The following is an 18,401-nucleotide window of genomic DNA, read 5'->3' as shown; positions in this document are numbered from 1 at the left end:
CGTGGGAATGCCGATGTTGTGACGACTGCTCAGCCGTCCGGTTGCGACACGAGCAGATCCATCCCGAGTCGCTGCGACAGGAATTTTGCGGCGAGCTGGCCCCTCACGCTGTTGCCGGCCGCATCCAGCGGCGGGGCGAACGTGCCGAAGCCGCCTTTGCCGGGGGAGACCGCGACGATGCCGCCGCCGATGCCGCTCTTTCCGGGCAGGCCGATATCGTAGAGCCAATCGCCCGACGTCTCGTACAATCCGGCGGTGACCATCACTGCCAGGGCGTAGTGGCATACGGCTGCGTCGACCACGCGTTGCCTGGTCACCGGGTTCACTCCGCCGTCGGCCAGGGTCGCGCCCATCACGGCCAGATCCCTGGCGCTGACGTTTAGCGAACATTGCCTGGTATAGAGATCGGTCGCCTGCCTGGCGTCGCTGTAGATCCGCTCGTAGCTCTCGAGCAAACGCGCGATGCTTCGATTGCGGAAATTGGTCTCGGAGGCGGACGCATAGACCTCCTCGTTGAGCGAGAGAGGCCGGCCGGCGAAGCGCGACAACCCGTCCTGGATGAACTGCCAGCGTTCCTCGACGGACTTTCCCGGCGCGAGGCTGGTCGTCGCGATGGCGCCGGCGTTGACCATCGGGTTGGTGCGCCCGTTTCCCTGCTCGATCGCAGCGAGCGAGTTGAAGGGAAGACCGGTGGCGTTGGCACCGAGCTTGTCGCGTGCCGCTTCGGGCCCGATCGTCTCGCAGATCAGCGCAAACAGGAACGGCTTCGAGACGCTCATGATGGAGAATTCGTGGTCGACGTCTCCAGCGCCGTAGACACGACCGCCGGTTCCAACCACACAAACACCGAACAGCTCAGCCGGAACCCGGGCGAGTGCCGGGTAGACCTGCGACGTGGTTCCATCGGTGTTTGACTTGAAGCGCCGGTGCGCGTCTTCCACAAGCGTCTGCACCATCTCGGGCCCCGGCAAATGACCGGTGGAGATGTAGGCCTGCTCTCGTTGATCAACAGAAAGCGCCGCCATCGCATCACTCCGTCCGAACGGATCCAACCGTGACCGGTTCCATTCTGGAACACGATGCGTTCGGGCAGTGAGCGCCGAAGTTTTAGTCGAGTCAACGTACAACCATGGCCCGGTTCTGCAACGCAGCCATCAACATTTGCCAAGATTCCACTTGAGGTAATGTTCAAGTCAGTGAGGTTGACGCAATTGCTTTGCAACCGCCGACGCATTCGCGGTCGCTTCAGTTTGAATCAAACGGCGGACATCGGTGCGGTGCGCAATCAACGACCGATTGCAACGTTTTCGTTTGAGGGAGTACGATTGCGGTGCGCGTGCGTGCGAGCCGAGTGTGGGAGGCGCGGGGCAACAACCGTAGAAATGAGATCTACCATGGTGGCGCAAACGAGTGACGGACATCTGTTCCTGTTCAAGAAGCTTGGCGGCCTGTTCGCGATCATTGCCGGATGCCTACTGACAGCCATCGGTGTGACGTTTGAGTCCACCGATACGACGGTTGTCGGCATCCTGCTTCTGGTGCTTGGTGCCGTCTTGCTGGTGCTCAAGATCGTGAGACGGAACCAGCAGCCCGGATAGCCGGGCGGCATCAGCGTCTGCTGCGGCGCTGGCGAAGCGAGCCTCGAGGGATCAATGGCCCCGACGGCGGCTGTCGATCCCTCGAGACGGTGGTGTTGCGGCCGCCAGGCGCGCCTCATTGTGGTGAAGTCCGACGACACGATCTGGTTCACCGATCCGGTGTTCGGCATCGCCAGCGAGTGGGAAGGCTTCAAGGCCAAGCGTGAGCAGGACAACACCAACGTGTTCCGGATCGGCGCCGGTGTGATGGTGTTCAGCGCGCAGGGCAAGCCGCTCGCCTTCATCCGCCTGCCGGAGCGCTGCGAGAACCTGACCTTCGGTGGCCCCAAGAACAACCGCCTCTACATGGCGGCCTGCCATTCGATCTACGCGCTCCATGTCGAGGCGCACGGCGCGACGTGAGGGAGAGCTAGCGAGAAGAGCTACTGGCACGTACCTCTGTCCCCGTCATCCTGAGAGCTTGAGAAGCTATTCACCCCGTCATTGCGAGGAGCGATAGCGACGAAGCAATCCATGCTTCCGCGTATGCCGCGCGATGGATTGCTTCGCTTCGCTCGCAATGACGCGGATGGAGCTGCGCGCCCCGTCATCCCCGCGCAAAGGCTTCGCCTTTGTCGCTGGAGGTGCGAGCCTTGCGGCGCAATTGCGCCGCTGGGCGAGCCTCGAAGGATGCGCGGCCCCACTGTGGCCGATTCATCCTTCGAGACTCGCTGCGCTCGCACCTTGTACTGGATGACGGGTCTGATAGCCCCTAATTGATGTCTGCGAGCTTGTGCAGCGTGGCGCCGAAGATCAGGCTCGCCTTGCCGACCAGCGCGGTCCCGCTCATGTTGCCGCGGGTGTCGGTGAAGGTGCCGGAGACGCCGATGCCGACCGGTGCGGGCCCGCCGAACAGCGGGTTGTCGGTGTCGCGCGGCGTCGTGTGGCGCTGGACCAGCACCTCGCCCTTGAAGCTGTCGCCCTTCACCGTGTAGCTGCCGGTGTAATAGAGATAGGCGTCGCCGCCGAGAATCTGCCCGTCGCGGAAGAGAATCACACCGCTGCCCTTGCCGACGCGTCCGTCCAGCAGGGTGACGTGGATTGAGTACAGCCCGTTCTTCATAACGTCCCATGTACGGGCTGCTGCGCCCGCAGCAATCCAGATTGGTTTTTTATGCCAAAGCGCGCAACCTCGTGCAATGCGGCAGGTTGATTCCGGGTGTCCGGAGTGGCCGTGAACCCTCGGTTCCTGCCAGGCGGTGTGACGGCGCGATGACAGCGGACCGTGCGCGCGAATCGAACTGGCCCGCGAAATGCATGGCTCTGGTTGCACTGGCCGGCGAGTGCTGGAGCAACATACATGACAGACTGGTTGGAAGCCGGCGGCCGTTCGGCACGCCCCGATGACGATCCCGGAACCTTGGCCCGTCGTCGCGGCCGGATACGGGTGTCTCTGCCGCTTGGTCTCGTCGCGCTCTTGTCGGTGGCGGCTGTGCAGCTTGCGCAGGCGCGCGACCCCGACGGTCGCTACGCCAATTCGCCGCTCAAGGAATGGTTCGACGGTCTGCGCAGCGGCAAGGGGCCGTGCTGCTCGGATGCCGACGGCAGCGCGGTCAGCGACGTCGATTGGGAATCGAAGGACGGGCACTATCGCGTGCGCCTCGACGGGACGTGGATCGACGTGCCCGACGAGGCCGTGGTCACCGAGCCCAACCGGGCCGGCCGCGCGATGGTGTGGCCGATCCGCAGCTACATGGGTGTGACGATCCGCTGCTTCATGCCCGGCAGCATGACGTAGCGCCGTCGTCAGGCGCACGCGTACTTCTTGTCGCGCTCGAGCAATTCGATCGAGATGCCCTGCGGGCCGCGGATGAAGCAGATCCGCACGCCGGGGCGGATCGTGGTCGGCTCCTTGATGAACTCGACGCCCTTGGCCTTGATCTCGGCTGCGACCGCGTCGATGTCCTTCACCGTCAGCCCGAAATGATCGAGCCCCTGATATGGCGTCACCGGCGGGGCGTTGACGCCGTCGCCTTGCGTCACCTCCGCGATGAACACCTTGGCACCGCCGAGCTGGACGTCGATGCGGCCGGGGCCGCGGATGATCTCGCCGCCGAGAATGTCGCGCAGCCAGGTCGCGGTGGCCTCGGGATCGGGACTGCGCAGATGAACGTGGTCCCAGGTGACGACAGGCATGGCGATCTCCTTGTTGGTCTCGCGCCGCTCGGGTGTGCGACGCTCGCTCTCGGGCGGCGCGAACTTAGCGAGCGGTCGGCTGGGATGCCATCCCTCCGCGAATGTCAGCCGCAAGATTGTCGTCGCGGAATGAAACCATTCCGGCCGTCAGTGATTGTTTTCGCGTGGCCGCTCGACCTGCGGCCGTCCCCGGCTGCCGCATGGTGCGATGCCCGCGTGGCTTGTGGGGCGGCTTGATCGGGCGTCGAGGGTGAGGGCACGACGATGCGGATCGGCTTGGCGTCGTTTCGAAAGGTTGCCGCCGGGCGTCTCGTTGAGGGCGGCTTCTACGCCAGCCTGCTATTGTCGATGATCGCGATCGTCGGGATCGGCGCGTGGTTCATGCTCCCCGAGCCCAGCGATGCCGGCGACCAGGACGTCTGGCCGGTGTCCACCGTCGTGACCCGCGCCGCCCAGAACGCCACCGTGGAGCAACCCGCCCAGACGGCAAAGGATGCGCCGGCCGTACCGGCAGACGAGCCGGCTACCGTCGCGATGGCCACCGCCCCGCAGGTGTCGGACGAGGCCAGGCCGTCGGAGGCGGGCTCGGAAAGGTTGCCGCCGGACAAGCTGCGGATCGCCTCGCAATCGTGGCAGCGCGGCGGGCTCGGATCGAAGGCGCTGGTCACCCTGACGCTGCGCAATGCCAATGATTTCGCGGTGAAGGACATCGAGATCGCCTGCGCCTTCATCCGCCGCGACGGTAGCCCGGTGACCGAGCGCAAGCGCCTGCTTCCCGACACCATCGCCATGAAGAGCCGCAAGACCTATTCGCGGATGCTCATCGGGTTTGTAAATGTTAACGCAAACAAGGCGAAATGTACGGTCGTGACCGCCAGCCGCGTCTGAACGCGGCATCCCGTAAACCCTGCATCTCGAAAAAGTGAGCGGGAATTGACTTGCCGGGTGAACCGTAACGGCAGGGCAGGAACTAACTAATAAGCGGACCGTTAGAGAACGACCCGGGAGCGCGGATGGCGACTCTCCGGGTGATCATGCGCAGACGATGAATTCGCCGCGCGATGACTGATGTCGTCGTGCTGAGATGAACCGCGCCCGTAGCGCGGGGGGAGCTAACAGAATGCCTGTAGCGCGTTATTTTCTGTTCGTTGGTGGAGTGCTGCTCGCGCTGCTCTTCGTCGTCAACGTCATCGTCCCGCAGGAGACCGTGGTCCCTGGCCAAGGCCAGAGCGCCATCTCGTCGCCGGGTGTCGACAAGACCATGGTGCGCATCAGGTCGACCCAGAAATTGCCGGAGCGCGTGGTGTACGACACCAGCCTGCCGACCATCGTTCCGGCGCAGGTGAACGCCGTTGCCGCGGCGACGCCGCTGGCTCCCCGCGAATCGGCACAGTCCCGCGTCCGCGATACCTTCGCCCAGTTCATTCCGCCGGAGAAGGCTGACGCGCGCAAGGCTGCGGTCGTGGCCGAGGCTAAACCGGCTGAGCCGCCGGCCCCTGCACCGAAGAAGCGTAAGGTTGCGCGCTACCATCCCCATGCCCAGCAGCCGATGCGGTTCGCCCAGCCCGGAATGTATCAGCCCTACCGGGTCGCCCAGCAGCAGCCGCGGATGGGCTTCTGGGGTGGCTTCGGCACCTGGTAGGCAGGGCGCCGCCGCCGCCGCCGCCGACAATCGATCCGCCGCCGCAAGCACTTGCGGCGGCATTTTCATGTCCGGGATGACGAGCGGGCGACCGGATTCAGATCGGCATCCGGGCCGGCCGGTGTGATTAGCGCGGCAGGCGCGGAATCTTGTCGGCGAAGCCGTTGTAGCAGGTCAGCCGCTCGTCCTCTTCCTTCACGAACCGGCATTCGTTGACGCCCTTGGCCGGGGCGGCCTTCGGCTTGGGCTGCGGCTTGAATATCTCGTCGTAGCAGGTCAGCCGCTCCTTGGTGGCGTCGTCGATGTCCTGACAGGCCTGAAGCTTCTGGGCGACCGACTGCGGCTTGCCCGGCGCGGCTGCCTTCTCGCCCTTCTTGGCCGCCGACTTCTTGCCGACCTGGACCAGCGGCTTGTCGCCGACCATCGGTTGCGGGGTCGCCGCCGGCTTGTCGGCGGGGGTTGGGGGAGGAGGGGTGGTGGTGCCTTGAGCAAGCGCCGCGGCCGGGCACAGGAGCGCCAGCGCGAGGATGATATGTCTCATGTCGAAAATGTCCGAAATGGCGTGATGACCGGAAGGATGGCGCCGGGGATCGGAAAAGCCCGGCAAGCGCCGAGGCTTATCGCAACTCTGGCCCGAATCCTACCCCTCGGTTGGGCTACCCGGCACCGATCCACCGGCAAAAGGGAGGGCAATTCCTCGCCGCTTGACCGCCCGGCGGAGCGTGATTTGCCTTTGCCAGACCGGGCGGCTATGACGACGGCATCTGCGCGACTGGCGCTTGGATGGATCACCATCGGGGAGCGCAGAGACTGAACGCCGCGCGCCTGGGCACCGCTTCGAAACGGAGGTGCCATGACGGCGAACATTCTCGATGGGCATGCGCATGCCCAGATTGTCATCGACAACGTTGCATACGAACTGGACCGGCTGCGCCGCGCGCCCGGGCTCGCGGTCGTGCTGGTCGGCTGCGACCCGGCAAGCCGGATCTATGTCCAGAGCAAGGTCAGAATGGCCGAGCGGCTCGGCCTGCGCGGCGAGGTCGAACGCCTGCCGGATGATGCCGGCGAGGCCGATCTGCTAGCGACGGTCGAGGCGCTCAACGCGCGCGACGATATCGACGGCATCCTGGTCCAGCTGCCGCTGCCGGCGCATATCGACGCCTTGCGCGTGATGGCGGCGGTCGATCCCGCGAAGGATGTCGACGGCCTGCACGCGCTCAATGCCGGCCGGCTGTTTCACGGCGACGATGCGCTGGTGCCGTGCACGCCGCTCGGCTGTCTCAGGCTGATCAAGTCGATCCGGCCTGATCTCACCGGCGCTCATGCCGTGGTGATCGGCAACTCCAACATCGTCGGCAAGCCGATGGCCGCGCTGCTGCTGCAGGAGCAGGCGACCGTGACGCAGACCCACATCCACACCCGCGGCATCAACAACATCTGCCGCCAGGCCGATATCCTGGTGAGCGCGGTGGGCAAGGCCGGCCTCGTGCGCGGCGACTGGATCAAGCCGCAGGCCATCGTCATCGACGTCGGCACCACGCGCGTCGAGAAGCCGGACGGCGGCTACGCGGTGTGCGGCGACGTCTCCTTCGACGAGGCGGTGCAGGTCGCGGGCGCGATCACGCCGGTGCCGCGCGGTGTCGGCCCGATGACGATCGCCTGCCTGATGGAGAACACGGTGAAGGCCGCAAAGGCGAGAGCGGCGCGGCTGCAATAGCGCGGGGTGCGAGGGCGAGGCGCGAGCGGCGGTGTCGCTCGCGTGCCGTGCGCGAAGTTGATGACCTCAGAGGTAATGGAAAGCCCGCAGCGTTCGGCTATCGTCGCAAGACAGATGGAGGCGCGCGATGCTGTATGCGGAAGATCTCACCGAGGGCCAGACCTTCAAGCTCGGCAGCTACACGATCGGCGAGGCCGAGATCCTGGAGTTTGCCGGGAAATATGATCCGGTGCCGATCCATACCGATCCGGTCGCGGCGGCGGCCGGCCCGTTCGGTGGCCTGATCGCGAGCGGCTTCAACACCATCGCGATCTATCAGCGGCTCGTCGTGGAGGCGATCTGGAGCAAGGTGGCGGGCATCGTCGGGCGTAGCTTCGAGATCCGTCTGCCGAGCCCGGTCCGCCCGGGCGCCACGCTGACCGGCCAATCGGAGATCCAGAAGATCACTATCCGGCCGGAGCGGCGCGACGCCGTCGTGATCTTCAAGACCGAACTCGTCAACGACGAGCAGCGCCCGGTGCTGGTCCTCGTGCTCGACGCGCTGATCCACATGCGGCCAGGGGAGCAACAGCGGAGATAGGCTCGCGCGGGGCTCGATCTGGTCGCCGCGCATTGCTCCGGCTACTATGGCAAGCCTGCGGCCGAACTGCAGCGTATCGATGACGGCGGTCGTGCTGCCCAGCATTTGGTTCAGCCATGCGCCGAAAGGCGTTGGCCCGGCGGGTGTGCGGACGTGAAGCGCAGCAAGCAGACGCGTGGCGAGATCGAAGCCAGGCGGCGCGAGGCCGACGAATGGCGTCGCCTGCAAACCGATAAGGCTGCCGAAAAGCAACGGCTCCGCGACTACAAGATCGCGCTGGCGCGCGACGAGGTTGCCGTGGTGACGAGCGAACTCGCGCCATCCAACAGCTATTCGACTCCCGATTTCGTCGAACGCGGAACCTATCGACCCGAGCCGTTCGTCTGCAGGGACTGCGGCGTCGCCGACGTCTGGACGCCGTTACAGCAGAAATGGTGGTACGAGACCGCCAAGGGCGACGTATTCACCAAGGCGGTGCGTTGCCGGGCCTGCCGCAGCAGGGAGCGCGCACGCAAATCCGCCGTGCGCCGCGTGCATCAGGAAGGTCTCGGCAGCAAGAAGCCTTCCGCGTCGTAAGCGGCGGGTGGCGTGACGTCGCGCCGCACTTCGCACATTGATGGGCAAGGAACCCGCGCGCGTGCGGTCAATGCGTCGCGCGTGCGGAACGTTTCGTGGCCTGATCGGTTCGAGACTTCGAAGCCCCCGATGAGGGGTGCGGGCGGGGGAGGAACCAGCCAAGGAAACCCGTCAAGGAAACCTGTCACGGAAACACAGGCCGGAACCAATGAGAAGGAGCAGCGGATGAAGCTTAATGCCACGCAGGTCAAACAGACCATGACGCAATTGAATGCCCAGGTGCTTCCGGACGATCATCCGGCGGTGGCGCAACTGAACAGCGTGTTCGGCGAGCACACATTCTTCGTCGACACCAGCGGACTCAAGGTCCTCGAACCCGCCCAGACCTCCGACATGCCGGGGCAGACGGGCGAGGTGGTGAGCCTCGCCGAATGGAGCGATCCGGAGCTGACGTCGCTTCGGCCGCACGAGCCCGAGCCGACCGGCGTGCTCATCGCGCTTGAGCCCAGCAAGCACTGAAGCGTTTTCGAGCGAAGTGGGTACCAGTTCGCTCGGGGAATGCGACCAGACAAGGGGATCAAGAGCATGATCCGGCTCGATCGGATCATGCCCTGATTGCCGTATCGCTCAGTAAGGCGATCGGCCTCTCTCGATGGCGATGGCCCCCAACGTCGCATCAAGAGGTGCCGAAAGTCACATGGCAAATCAGCGCCGCCTGCGTATGCATCTGCTTGAGGTGGGTATCCAGGCGGTGAGGAGCAGATGGGGATCGTGCGGCGCTGGAGCTCTGACGAGGACGAGAAGCTCAGAGAACTCGCCAGGGCCGGCAAGAACGCTCTCGAGATCAGCAACGAATTGACCCGCAGCGCGTCCGCCGTGCGCCGGCGCGCCGAGGTCCTGTCGGTCCTCATCATGGCGAAGGCGTTTCGCGCGCGCCCGTCGCATGTCGCTACCCATCTCGAAAGGGTCGCGATCGATGCGATCCGCGGCCGCCGTCCGTTTCCCGCCGGTGTCGGCCCGAGCACCATTGCCGGAATGATCGAGAAGGGCTGGATCATCCCGGAAATGGGACGCAGATATCGCGTCACCGACGCCGGCGTGGAAGCGGTGCGGCGCAAGATCCCGAGCAGCTAGGCGGGCGGACGAAGGATGTGCCGCGGACAGACGCGATCAGCGGCGGGATGCAAGATTCTCCGCCCGAGACGGGCGCTTGCGCCGTTGAAGGAGCGGGGACACTGAGAGCCGGCGGTCTCCTGCGTGTCCAACCCACCGGCTGATTGCACCGATGCTCAACGTCCAGCAGGCTCCAGCCGACCGATACCAGCGTTTCGCCGATCTTGCGCCGTTCGTTCGAGACGCGATCGACATCATTGCCGCATTGACCCCGGCTCAGCGGCTGGATGTCGACTTCCTCGAACGGGAGTTCATCCCGGCGCTCGGGCTCAATGACGAACTGCTGCATGAGCAGCCGCCGGAACTGGCGCCGAGTTTCGGTAGGGGCCTTCACCTCTGGCAGTATCCGAACCAGCTTGCGCCGTATCTGGCCTGGCTGTCGCGCAACGCGTCCGGCATCACTTCCTACATGGAGATCGGCTGCCGCTGGGGCGGCATGTTCATCCTGGTCGCGGAATGGCTCAGGAACAGCGGTGCCGAGCTCAAGACCGTGATCGCGCTCGATCCGATCGCGCCGACGCCGTTCATCTCGACCTATTTCGATCTGCTCCAGCAGCAGGCCGATATCGAGCCGATTTACATGCAGGACTATTCGACGTCACCGCTGGTCGGCGCGCATGTCGACCGGCTGAAGCCCGACTTCGTCTTTATCGACGGCGATCACAGTCTGCGCGGCGCGATGCAGGACCATCTCCTGGTGCGTGCCCACGCCAGCATCATCGTGCATCACGACATCCACTCCCAGGCCTGTCCGGATACGACCTTCCTCTGGAAGGCGCTCAGGGAATTCGAGGCGCCGAGCTTCGACACGTTCGAATTCACCCGCCAGTATCCCTCCGTCAACGGCGCGTTTCTCGGCATCGGCGCGATGAAGCGGCGGTCGGTGCGGACGTAGGACGTGGAGCCGGTCGACCTGCGCAATCACGTCGTCGCTAGCCGGTCCCCCAGGTTCAGCTTGCTCTTGTCGCCGCCAGCCCAGGCCAGCGTCTTCGGATCCATCACGCGGAACCAGAGCGGTGGGATCGCAGCCAGCCCGAACATGCCGGTATAGCCGTTCGGCAGCCGCGGAATGTCGTCGAAATCGCGCAGCGACTGGTAGGGGCGCATCGGGTTGGCATGGTGGTCCGAATGACGTTGCAGATGGAACGTCATCAGGTTCGAGACGATGTGGTTGGTGTTCCAGGAGTGGCGCGGCTCAACTGCCTGGTAGCGGCCGTTCGGCAGCTTCTCGCGCAACAGGCCGTAGTGCTCGACATAGTTGGCCTGGGTCAGTGCGTACCAGCCGAGGAAATGATGCGCGACGATGAACGGCGCGACCTTCCAGCCGAACAGCGCAATCAGGATGGCGGCGACGACGAGCGTCAGCGCAAAACCCTGCAAGATCTCGTTGTTGACCGACCAGACCGGCTCGCCGCGCCGGGTCAGTCGTTCGGCCTCGTTGCGCCAGCCGCGCTTGAACGCGCCAGGCAGTTCGCGCGCTGCGAACGCATAGATCGATTCACCGAACCGTGCGCTGGCAGGGTCTTCGGGCGTTGCGACCCAAGTGTGGTGACCGCGATTGTGCTCGATGCGGAAATGCGCGTAGCCCACCGCGCAATTGGCGAGCATGCCGAACAAGATGTTGAGCCGGTCAGGCTTGTGGCCGAGTTCGTGCCCGATCAGCAGCGCGCCGCCATTGATGGTGCCGACGCCGAGCAGCAGGGCGACATAAGACCACCATGGCAGCTCCTGGGTGCCGAAGAAGGCGATCAGCGCGACGTAGTTGATCCAGGGAAACACCACGGTGATGCGCGCGAGCCGTAGGTAATAGGGATCGGCCTCCATCGCCTCGACCACTTCCGCCGGCGGATTGTGGGTGTCCTCACCGATCAGCATATCGAGCACCGGGATCAGGACGAAGATGAAGACGAAGGGGATCAGCGTCACCAGCGGATTGTGCGTCTGCAGGAACCACCAGTAGGACAACAGCGGGATCAGCGGCGGAATGAACGAGAGCATCCACAGATAGCGTTTGCCGTCCTTGTAGGTGATCGTTTCGCCAGCGGCATCGGTGCCCGTGAAGATCATCGTATTCCCTCCAGCATCTCTCTCGAGTCGGCATTCGCCGTTGTTGAGGTAAGCATGCCGCGAGGCGGGGTTGCGCCGCCAGTTCACAACAGGCCAATTTTGTGGCATTTTGCGCCAACCTGTTCGGCTGGACGTTCGCGGAGGGAGGGGCGCCAACGCAATGCAGGGATCGCAGGCGGATGCCCTTCGCACCCCGGTGTCCGCGAGCTATGCGCGGGCGCTGGTGCGGGCGTTCGGCAAGACGCGGGGCGAGCGCGACGAGCTGTTGAAGGGCACCGGCGTCGAGCAGGAGCTGCTCGACCAGCCGGGTGCCCACATGCCGGTCTCCGCGCTGGTGATCCTCGCCGCCAACATCACCCGCAGGCATGGCGAACTGTGGCCGCTGTCGGCCGCGGCGGTCTGGTCGACATCGCTGCAAGGGGCGCTCGACGTCGCGACCAGAACGGCGCCGACCATCGCGGATGCGTTGGGCACCGGCGCCCGCTTCGGGTCGACCCGCGCGCCGTTTCTCCGCAACCGGCTGCGCAAGACCGCGCGCTCGGTGCAGATTGAAATCTCTCCTGCGGTGCAGATGGATGGCCCGCTCTGGCGCGCCGTGGCGCTGGCCGTCAGCCTCAACATCCACGCGGCCTATGAGCAGTTGCTCGAGGATGCGATCGGGCAGGCGACGTTGCAATTTCCCTGGCCGCCGCCCGCGGGCGCGGAGCGGCTCATGCAGCATTATTCCTGCGCGGTGAAATTCAACGCGGCTGCCTTCATCTTCGACGTGCCGACAGAGCTGTGCGCGCGGCCGTCGCCGTTTGCCGATCCGGAGCTGCACGCCAAGGCCATCGAAGCCTTGGAAGCGACCGAGCAGCCGCGCCCGGACACCGCGGCGCTGGCGCGGATGGTCGTGAGTCTGATCGCGGCGCGCCTGCCGCAGCGTCTGGCAGAGGAGGAAGCCGCACGCCTGGTCGGCACCTCGCGGCGGACATTGGTGCGGCGGCTGGCGGAGGCGGGCATCGCCTTTCGCCCGCTGCTCGACGGCGTGTTGCGCGAGCGCGCGCGGACGATGCTCGCGGCGGGCAAGCAATCGCGCGATGAGATGGCGGCTGCGCTGGGCTATACCGATGCAACGAGCTTCAGCCGCGCTTGCAGGCGCTGGTTTGGGGAGAAGAGCGGACGGGGTTGAGCGGGTGTTGGCCGGTTCGGCTGACGACCAGAACGAGCCCGTTACCCAAGATATGCTGGCTTGGGTTGGCTTCGATGCTTTCGATAGCGATCGATGATGCGCCACGTGGTGCCATCAAACTCCAACAGATCGATGTCGATCCAATCCCCCTGATAGCCGATGATTTGTTCTCGTCGGAACGGCTGCGTCGGAGGAGGCGGTGGTTTGCTCCCTTTTTCGGCATCGTCACCTCGAAATGTCTTCACGAGCTGTCCGATCCCCGCGAGCAGGCCCGTTATCGCGCCAATCGCGGCTGTAAGCTTTCCGAGCGCATCGGCGGGACTGGAGACGGCGGCACCAGGACCTGCACGAAGATGCGGTCCGCTGCTCCCGACAATCGTGAACAAGACAAATAGACCAGCGCAGATCAGCGCGGTGACAAACAGCTTGCCGCGATGATTTGAGAGGGCATCGGTAACCGCCATGGCTGTACCTCTCGAAACGCTGCGTCTTTGTAGCGTAGAGATTACAATATATTGCAACTGAGGATTGTACAACTGTGCACCGGCTCGTTCAAGCCGGAAAGCAGGCTGCCGTAGTCAGCGTAAGTGGCGCCAGGTTGAGCAATTGGGGAAACTGAACTGATAGGTTACGCTCACCTGGTTGCCGCAGGCGGGTGCTGCGTAAGTGAACGTTGAGGCCGGGAGATTCAGGCCAAACGCCTGCCGGCTGGCATCGGTGGCGATCATGTCCGGTTTGGACGTCGCTCAATTTTGCGTTGTCGCCCGCGATATTGTCACGAGGGCGCTCGTGCTCATGCCATCAATGCGTATGCAGGGCGTCGTAGGCGTGGGCCGCAAAGACGATGGCACTGACGCACAGCAACGCGACGATCATCGCTTCCATCATGACACTTCCCCTTGTTAATTGGGTAGATGCTACCGCCCAAATGTTTCGGCAGGGTTTCGTGCGCTGAGGAAAATGGTTTCGTCGCTGCCCCTGGGCGTCTCGCTCTGGCGGGCCCTTTCGGGGCTTTGAGCGGTGCAGGGAGCCGGAGAGAGGCGGCTAAACGCTGGCGCGCCGCGGCCGATGAAGATGGGCACTTACTGCTTCGCCGTGGCGCTATTATGTCGAACCCTGCTCTCGGCTCCAATACGAAGGACCGCGATTGCCTGCGATCTTGTGCTACGTCAGCCAAGCTAGCCAGCCTCGGCTGTCGGTCTGCTCGAATAGCGCTCGCGGCGTCATTCCCGGGAGCCAAGACCGTGTGCAGATTTTCAACTACCGCTTCACTTGCACGGCGGCCGCCATTCGCCTGACAGCGTCAATCACGGTCTCCGGACGGTCCAGCTGAACATCGTGGCCGCTGCCTTGCGCGACAATCAAACTGCCCTGCGGAGAAAGGGTGGCGAGTTGCTGCTGAAGCCGCATCAAGGTCGGCTCCCATTCCCTGAAGTGGGGGCCATGATCGGTCGCAGCGATCACGGCGAGCGGCACATCCGGAAACGGACCGGCATTCCTGACCTGCTGGTTGCTCTCGGCAACACCCTCCTCCTCCAAATAGGCCGCTGTTCCCGGCACAAGCTTCGCACGCGTCTTCAACTCGCTGGGTGCCTCGGTGCTGGAGGATTCCAGCAAGACGACGCCAGACACTTCGGTCGGGTACTTTCGCGCGAACATCTGCATATAGAGACCGCCCAGCGAATGCCCGACCAGAATATAGGGCGGGCGGGTGTCGGCCGCAGCGAGCAGCGTATGCAGCCTACGAGCGACCGCGTCGGCGGTAATTGCGGCGCTGGTGTCCGTGAGCTGCGAGCTCTGACCGAGCCCGACGCGATCGTAGAGCACGACACGCGCGAAGGCTGAGATCGGGTCGGCGACCGATTTCCAGGTCGTGGAATCGTTGCCAAGGCCCGCTTCGAAGACGGCTGTGGGGCCGGACTCGCCGATCACGTCAACGTGGAGCCTGTCGCTGCCGACGGAGACGAGCGAATCGTGGGCCGATGCCACCACCGAAGCGAGAAAAACGAAAGTGGACGCCAGCCATGGGGCGACCAGTGCCATTTGTCGCTTGGTCAAAACCGGCTCCGATCTAACCCGCGCCTGCCCCGCCGAAGGTTGGGCCAATTGGGAGGTCGAGGTCAGTATAGGCGATTTCTTCAATCAGAACAGCCGGGCCGCGGGCGCGTCATCCCGCAAGTCGCGGATCATGCGACCATTGGCGGCCTGATGCGGCGGATGCGAACGGTGGGTGGGGACATCGTGCGAGATCGAAATGGCGCGCTCGGAGAGATTCGAACTCCCGACCCTCGGAATCGAAATCCGATGCTCTATCCAGCTGAGCTACGAGCGCGTTGCGGGTCGATTATCAGACTTGGGCTTTCGGGGCCAGCCGGGACGGCGCGGTGTCCGCGCGTGCCGGCCATCCGCCGACCTCAGAAGCAGGGATGCCGGCGGTGGTCCTGGCCGATATAGGCGGCCGCGCTCTGGTAGCACTTGTTGCGCGCCGAGCCGTCGTAATAGGCGAAAGTGCCCGGGGACAGGCCGGGGCCGTAATTGTGCAGATAGCTGATGTGATAGGGCAGGCCCCAATAAGCGTGCCGGTGATGGTGATGCCGGTGGTGCGGGTAGGCCGTCATGTCAGCCGCGGCCGCCGGGGTCAGGGCCGGAACGGCGAGGGAAACAGTCAAGGCTAACGCGGCGAAAAGCTTGGTCTTGGTCATCGGCGGCCTCCGGGCATTCATGCTGGAATCGGCCTCGTTGGCCGGTCCAGAATCCACTTAGCGGTTCATTTAACCCGGAATCCGGCCAAAAGCTGCGGGAAATCAGCCACAGCGCGCCAAATTTTGCCTCTTTGCGGATGCTTAACGGATTGCCAACACAGTCCGGCCAGAGTCTTGCGGTCAGGTCCGCCCCGGCCGTGTTTCCCTCGGTTTAGAACATTTTATGCGCATCACGCCCCTTGTCGCCTTGCTGCTCTCGGTTCTGGCGGTCACGCCAGCGCGAGCCGTTCTGCACATCACGCGTGATCACGGCGGCTATGTCGAGGAGTACAAGGCCAAGTACAAGCTGATCCGCGAGCGCCGCGAGCGGGTCGTCATCGACGGCATCTGCAACTCGGCCTGCACGCTGGTGTTCGGCATCGTGCCGCTGAACAAGATCTGCGTGACGCCGAGGGCCAGCATCGGCTTCCACCAAGCCTATTACGACAAGGCCTTCACCTTCGGCATCAAGGTCACCAGCCTCGAGGGCACCTCGGACCTGATGTCCTACTACCCCGATACGGTGAAGGACTGGATCCGCCGCAATGGCGGGCTCACCACCGAGATGAAGAAGATCAAGAACGGGATCGATCTCTGGAAGATCGTCGATCCCTGTCCGGAAGAGTGGTAGGCGAGTCGCTTCCGCTTCGGGTCTTGTCTTCAGGTCTTGGGCCTGACGTCACCATCCGACACCAGCAGCACTGATGCCTTCGACTTGCCGAGCACGGCGGCCGCGACGCTGCCGAAATTCAGCCGGTCGCCCTGGATGCGGTCGACGCCGATCACGACGAGGTCGGCCCGGCTTGCCGTGATCTCCTGCAGGATCGCGACCTCGGGCGCGGTGCTGGCGCGCAGCCGTGTTGCGACGTTGATGTCGTAGCGCGCAGCGGTCGCCGCGATCTCCTTCAGGATCGCTTCCTCCGGGGCCAGCGACATGCTCGGGCTGGTGCGGCGGGCGCCCTTGTCGCGCGTGGTCGAGACATAGACCACCTGCAGCGGCTCGGCGCTGAGGCGGGCCAGCGCGATCGCGACCTCGGCACCGCGCCGCGAGACGTTGCTGCCCGACACGGGCACCAGGATTTTCCGCGCATTGGCCGTCGGCTCGGTCTCGTGCAGGCCTCTGGCGGCTGCGATCGCCAGCGGGCCGTCGAAGCCGGAGGCGAGGTCGTCGATCCGCCGGTCGAAGGAGCCGTGGGGGCCTGCGACCTCGTCCATGCCGACCACCAGCAGGTCAAAGCCCTTCTTGGCTTCCTCGGCGATCGCCTCCGCTGTGGTCTCCTCGCGGGCGCGGCTGATGACGTCGAGATTGCCGCCGCCGCCATCGCCCTCGGCACCGGCCTCGGCGCTGGCCTTGGCCGCATTGATGACCGCCGCCTCCGGGCTCGCCTCGTCGTCACGGTTCTTCTCCTGCAGCTTGGCATGGGCGCCGACATGCAGCACCGTGATCGGCAGGCCGCGCCCGCCGGCGAGCAGGCCTGCGAGATGCGCTGCGAATTTCGCATTGCTGCTTTCGTCGACCGCGAGCAGCAGCCGCTCCAGATTGGCGACGAAGCCGCGCTGCTCATATTCCTCGCGCTCCAGCCGTTCCTTCTCGTCCTTGCCGAGCGGCAGCCGCGCCAGCGCGCTGCGCAGCATCGGCGGCATCGCCATCGTGGTCAGGATCGCCATGGTCACGATCATCGAGAACATGGTCTGGCTCAGCACGCCCATCGACAGGCCGATGGTGGCGATGATCACCTCGGTCGAGCCGCGCGCGTTCATGCCACTCGCCAGCGCGTAGGATTCCTGCCGCGTCAGCCCGCCCAGCGCGCCGCCGACGAAGGCGCCGCCGAACTTGCCGATGCTCGCGATCAGGATCAGGGCGGCGGTCAGCAGCAGGAGCGAAGGGTCCTTCAGCACGGTGAGGTCGGCGCTGAGGCCAGCGAGGCCGAAGAACACCGGCATGAACAGGCTCGAGATCAGCCCGCGCAGCCGCTCGTCGATCTGCTTGGTCAGGATCGGGGATTCCCCGACCAGCACGCCGGCGATGAAGGCGCCGAGCACGGTATGCACGCCGATCAGATGCGTGATCATCGCCATCACGCTCATCAGCAGCAGGATCACGGTGATGACCGCCGCCGATGAGACCAGATTGTCGTTGGCCCAGCGGATCAGCCGGAACACCAGCCGGCGGCCGATCGTGAAGCTGACGGCGAGGAAGGCCAGCGTGCCGAAGACCGCCTGCGCAATCGACGGCAGATCGAGGCTGCCGTGCGAGGCGAGGCTGAAGATCATGGCGATGATGATCCAGCCGATGGTGTCGTCGATGATTGTGCTCGCGACGATGATCTGACCGACATTGCGGCGCATGAAGTTCATCTCGCGCACCACGACGGCGACGATCTTCACCGACGAGATCGACAGCGCAGTGCCGAGGAACAGCGAGGCGATCAGCCGTGCCTCGGGATGCGGCAACAGGCTGTCCGGGAGAAATTCGCCGAGCACGAAGCCGCAGACGAACGGCACCGTGATGCCCGCGACCGAGATCGTCGTCGCGGCGCGGCCGACCTTGCGCACCAGCTTGAGGTCAGTCTCCATGCCGGTCAGCAGGAGCAGCAGCAGGATGCCGAACTGCGCGATGCCGTCGATCAGCGCCTTCTGCTCGCCGGACGGCGGAAACACGACGTCATGCGCCGACGGCCACAGCCAGCCGAACAGCGAAGGGCCGAGCACCAGGCCGCCGAGCAGTTCGCCGATCACGGAGGGCTGGCCGATCCGCTGCATCAGTTCGCCGAGGCCGCGCCCGACCGCAATCAGCAGCGTGATCTGGGCGAGCAGGATGAATTCGGAAGGTTTGTTCGCTCTGTCGCCGGCGGCATCGGCCGCCGTGACGGTCGCAAGCAGGATGATCGCCGCCCAGATCGTCGGTTGAAGCCGCCCCCGGCGGATCACCATCGCGTCTCCGATTCCTAAATTCCCGCG

Annotated in this window: 22 protein-coding genes, 1 tRNA gene and 1 riboswitch; of the genes, 13 read left to right on the top strand and 10 right to left on the bottom strand. The window is 64.7% G+C overall.

The features are described from left to right. Positions 1-29: 29 nt before the first annotated feature. A complete protein-coding gene (gene glsA, locus ACVILL_RS35625) occupies positions 30-1,025 on the bottom strand; it encodes a glutaminase A (protein ID WP_456733320.1) in 996 nt (331 codons plus the stop codon). Between the two features lie 369 nt (positions 1,026-1,394). Here glsA and ACVILL_RS35620 point away from each other — a divergent pair, with 369 nt between their 5' ends. Beyond that, a complete protein-coding gene (locus ACVILL_RS35620; RefSeq protein ID WP_456733319.1) occupies positions 1,395-1,598 on the top strand; it encodes a hypothetical protein in 204 nt (67 codons plus the stop codon). 54 nt (positions 1,599-1,652) lie between these two features. Continuing rightward, positions 1,653-2,000, top strand: coding sequence for a hypothetical protein (locus tag ACVILL_RS35615; RefSeq protein ID WP_456733318.1), 348 nt, complete (start codon positions 1,653-1,655; stop codon positions 1,998-2,000). Positions 2,001-2,349: 349 nt separating this feature from the next. Here the strand turns inward: ACVILL_RS35615 and ACVILL_RS35610 are convergent, their stop codons facing one another. Continuing rightward, positions 2,350-2,700, bottom strand: a complete 351-nt coding sequence (locus tag ACVILL_RS35610; protein WP_456733317.1) for a GrlR family regulatory protein — start codon at positions 2,698-2,700, stop codon at positions 2,350-2,352. Positions 2,701-2,937: 237 nt separating this feature from the next. Between ACVILL_RS35610 and ACVILL_RS35605 the strand changes: the two genes are divergently transcribed. Further along, entirely contained in the window at positions 2,938-3,375 is a 438-nt protein-coding gene (locus tag ACVILL_RS35605; RefSeq protein WP_456733316.1) for a hypothetical protein, read from the top strand. A gap of 8 nt (positions 3,376-3,383) precedes the next feature. Here the strand turns inward: ACVILL_RS35605 and ACVILL_RS35600 are convergent, their stop codons facing one another. After that, positions 3,384-3,773 carry a VOC family protein gene (locus tag ACVILL_RS35600; RefSeq protein WP_456733315.1) on the bottom strand — a complete coding sequence of 130 codons (390 nt, stop codon included), beginning with the start codon at positions 3,771-3,773 and terminating at the stop codon, positions 3,384-3,386. A gap of 348 nt (positions 3,774-4,121) precedes the next feature. Between ACVILL_RS35600 and ACVILL_RS35595 the strand changes: the two genes are divergently transcribed. Both ACVILL_RS35595 and ACVILL_RS35590 read left to right on the top strand, forming a co-directional pair. After that, positions 4,122-4,661 (top strand): hypothetical protein, encoded by a 540-nt coding sequence (locus ACVILL_RS35595; RefSeq protein WP_456733314.1) that lies wholly within the window; start codon positions 4,122-4,124, stop codon positions 4,659-4,661. A 232-nt stretch (positions 4,662-4,893) separates the two neighbouring features. Next, positions 4,894-5,415: a hypothetical protein gene (locus ACVILL_RS35590; RefSeq protein ID WP_456733313.1), complete on the top strand. Its 522-nt coding sequence runs from the start codon at positions 4,894-4,896 to the stop codon at positions 5,413-5,415. Positions 5,416-5,542: 127 nt separating this feature from the next. On the opposite strand, the gene ACVILL_RS35585 is transcribed toward ACVILL_RS35590, so the two are convergent. Then, positions 5,543-5,956, bottom strand: coding sequence for a hypothetical protein (locus ACVILL_RS35585; RefSeq protein WP_456733312.1), 414 nt, complete (start codon positions 5,954-5,956; stop codon positions 5,543-5,545). Positions 5,957-6,173: 217 nt separating this feature from the next. Next, positions 6,174-6,253: riboswitch (ZMP/ZTP riboswitch) on the top strand. Positions 6,254-6,268: 15 nt separating this feature from the next. Here ACVILL_RS35585 and ACVILL_RS35580 point away from each other — a divergent pair. From ACVILL_RS35580 to ACVILL_RS35555, 6 genes are all read left to right on the top strand, one after another. Next, entirely contained in the window at positions 6,269-7,132 is an 864-nt protein-coding gene (locus ACVILL_RS35580; RefSeq protein ID WP_456733311.1) for a bifunctional 5,10-methylenetetrahydrofolate dehydrogenase/5,10-methenyltetrahydrofolate cyclohydrolase, read from the top strand. Between the two features lie 127 nt (positions 7,133-7,259). Next, positions 7,260-7,712 carry a MaoC/PaaZ C-terminal domain-containing protein gene (locus ACVILL_RS35575; protein WP_456733310.1) on the top strand — a complete coding sequence of 151 codons (453 nt, stop codon included), beginning with the start codon at positions 7,260-7,262 and terminating at the stop codon, positions 7,710-7,712. 153 nt (positions 7,713-7,865) lie between these two features. After that, on the top strand, positions 7,866-8,288 hold the full coding sequence (locus ACVILL_RS35570) for a zinc-ribbon domain containing protein (protein ID WP_456733309.1): 423 nt from the start codon (positions 7,866-7,868) through the stop codon (positions 8,286-8,288). A gap of 225 nt (positions 8,289-8,513) precedes the next feature. Next, complete coding sequence (locus ACVILL_RS35565; RefSeq protein ID WP_456733308.1) at positions 8,514-8,807, top strand: hypothetical protein; 294 nt, start codon at positions 8,514-8,516, stop codon at positions 8,805-8,807. Positions 8,808-9,050: 243 nt separating this feature from the next. After that, positions 9,051-9,422: a hypothetical protein gene (locus ACVILL_RS35560; protein WP_456733307.1), complete on the top strand. Its 372-nt coding sequence runs from the start codon at positions 9,051-9,053 to the stop codon at positions 9,420-9,422. A 151-nt stretch (positions 9,423-9,573) separates the two neighbouring features. Beyond that, positions 9,574-10,356: a hypothetical protein gene (locus ACVILL_RS35555; RefSeq protein WP_456733306.1), complete on the top strand. Its 783-nt coding sequence runs from the start codon at positions 9,574-9,576 to the stop codon at positions 10,354-10,356. Positions 10,357-10,382: 26 nt separating this feature from the next. On the opposite strand, the gene ACVILL_RS35550 is transcribed toward ACVILL_RS35555, so the two are convergent. Further along, positions 10,383-11,528 (bottom strand): alkane 1-monooxygenase, encoded by a 1,146-nt coding sequence (locus tag ACVILL_RS35550; RefSeq protein WP_456733305.1) that lies wholly within the window; start codon positions 11,526-11,528, stop codon positions 10,383-10,385. Positions 11,529-11,688: 160 nt separating this feature from the next. Between ACVILL_RS35550 and ACVILL_RS35545 the strand changes: the two genes are divergently transcribed. Beyond that, positions 11,689-12,699 (top strand): AraC family transcriptional regulator ligand-binding domain-containing protein, encoded by a 1,011-nt coding sequence (locus ACVILL_RS35545; protein WP_456733304.1) that lies wholly within the window; start codon positions 11,689-11,691, stop codon positions 12,697-12,699. Positions 12,700-12,740: 41 nt separating this feature from the next. Here the strand turns inward: ACVILL_RS35545 and ACVILL_RS35540 are convergent, their stop codons facing one another. The 4 genes from ACVILL_RS35540 to ACVILL_RS35525 all read right to left on the bottom strand — a co-directional run bounded on the left by ACVILL_RS35540 (position 12,741) and on the right by ACVILL_RS35525 (position 15,401). Beyond that, positions 12,741-13,163 carry a hypothetical protein gene (locus ACVILL_RS35540; RefSeq protein ID WP_456733303.1) on the bottom strand — a complete coding sequence of 141 codons (423 nt, stop codon included), beginning with the start codon at positions 13,161-13,163 and terminating at the stop codon, positions 12,741-12,743. Between the two features lie 796 nt (positions 13,164-13,959). Next, positions 13,960-14,742 carry an alpha/beta fold hydrolase gene (locus ACVILL_RS35535; protein WP_456733302.1) on the bottom strand — a complete coding sequence of 261 codons (783 nt, stop codon included), beginning with the start codon at positions 14,740-14,742 and terminating at the stop codon, positions 13,960-13,962. A gap of 212 nt (positions 14,743-14,954) precedes the next feature. Then, positions 14,955-15,031: transfer RNA gene (locus ACVILL_RS35530), tRNA-Arg, on the bottom strand. Positions 15,032-15,113: 82 nt separating this feature from the next. After that, the gene (locus ACVILL_RS35525) at positions 15,114-15,401 is read right to left on the bottom strand and encodes a hypothetical protein (protein WP_456733301.1); all 288 of its coding nucleotides are present in this window, start codon (positions 15,399-15,401) and stop codon (positions 15,114-15,116) included. A gap of 223 nt (positions 15,402-15,624) precedes the next feature. On the opposite strand from ACVILL_RS35525, the gene ACVILL_RS35520 reads away from it, so the two are divergent. Then, positions 15,625-16,071 (top strand): hypothetical protein, encoded by a 447-nt coding sequence (locus ACVILL_RS35520; protein ID WP_456733300.1) that lies wholly within the window; start codon positions 15,625-15,627, stop codon positions 16,069-16,071. Between the two features lie 29 nt (positions 16,072-16,100). Here the strand turns inward: ACVILL_RS35520 and ACVILL_RS35515 are convergent, their stop codons facing one another. Beyond that, positions 16,101-18,374 (bottom strand): cation:proton antiporter domain-containing protein, encoded by a 2,274-nt coding sequence (locus ACVILL_RS35515; RefSeq protein ID WP_456733299.1) that lies wholly within the window; start codon positions 18,372-18,374, stop codon positions 16,101-16,103. Between the last annotated feature and the right edge of the window lie 27 nt (positions 18,375-18,401).

Source organism: Bradyrhizobium sp. USDA 3364 (genome assembly GCF_054056355.1).
The sequence above is the reverse complement of the archived record's forward strand: the minus strand, read 5'-3'. Positions and strand labels throughout refer to the sequence as shown.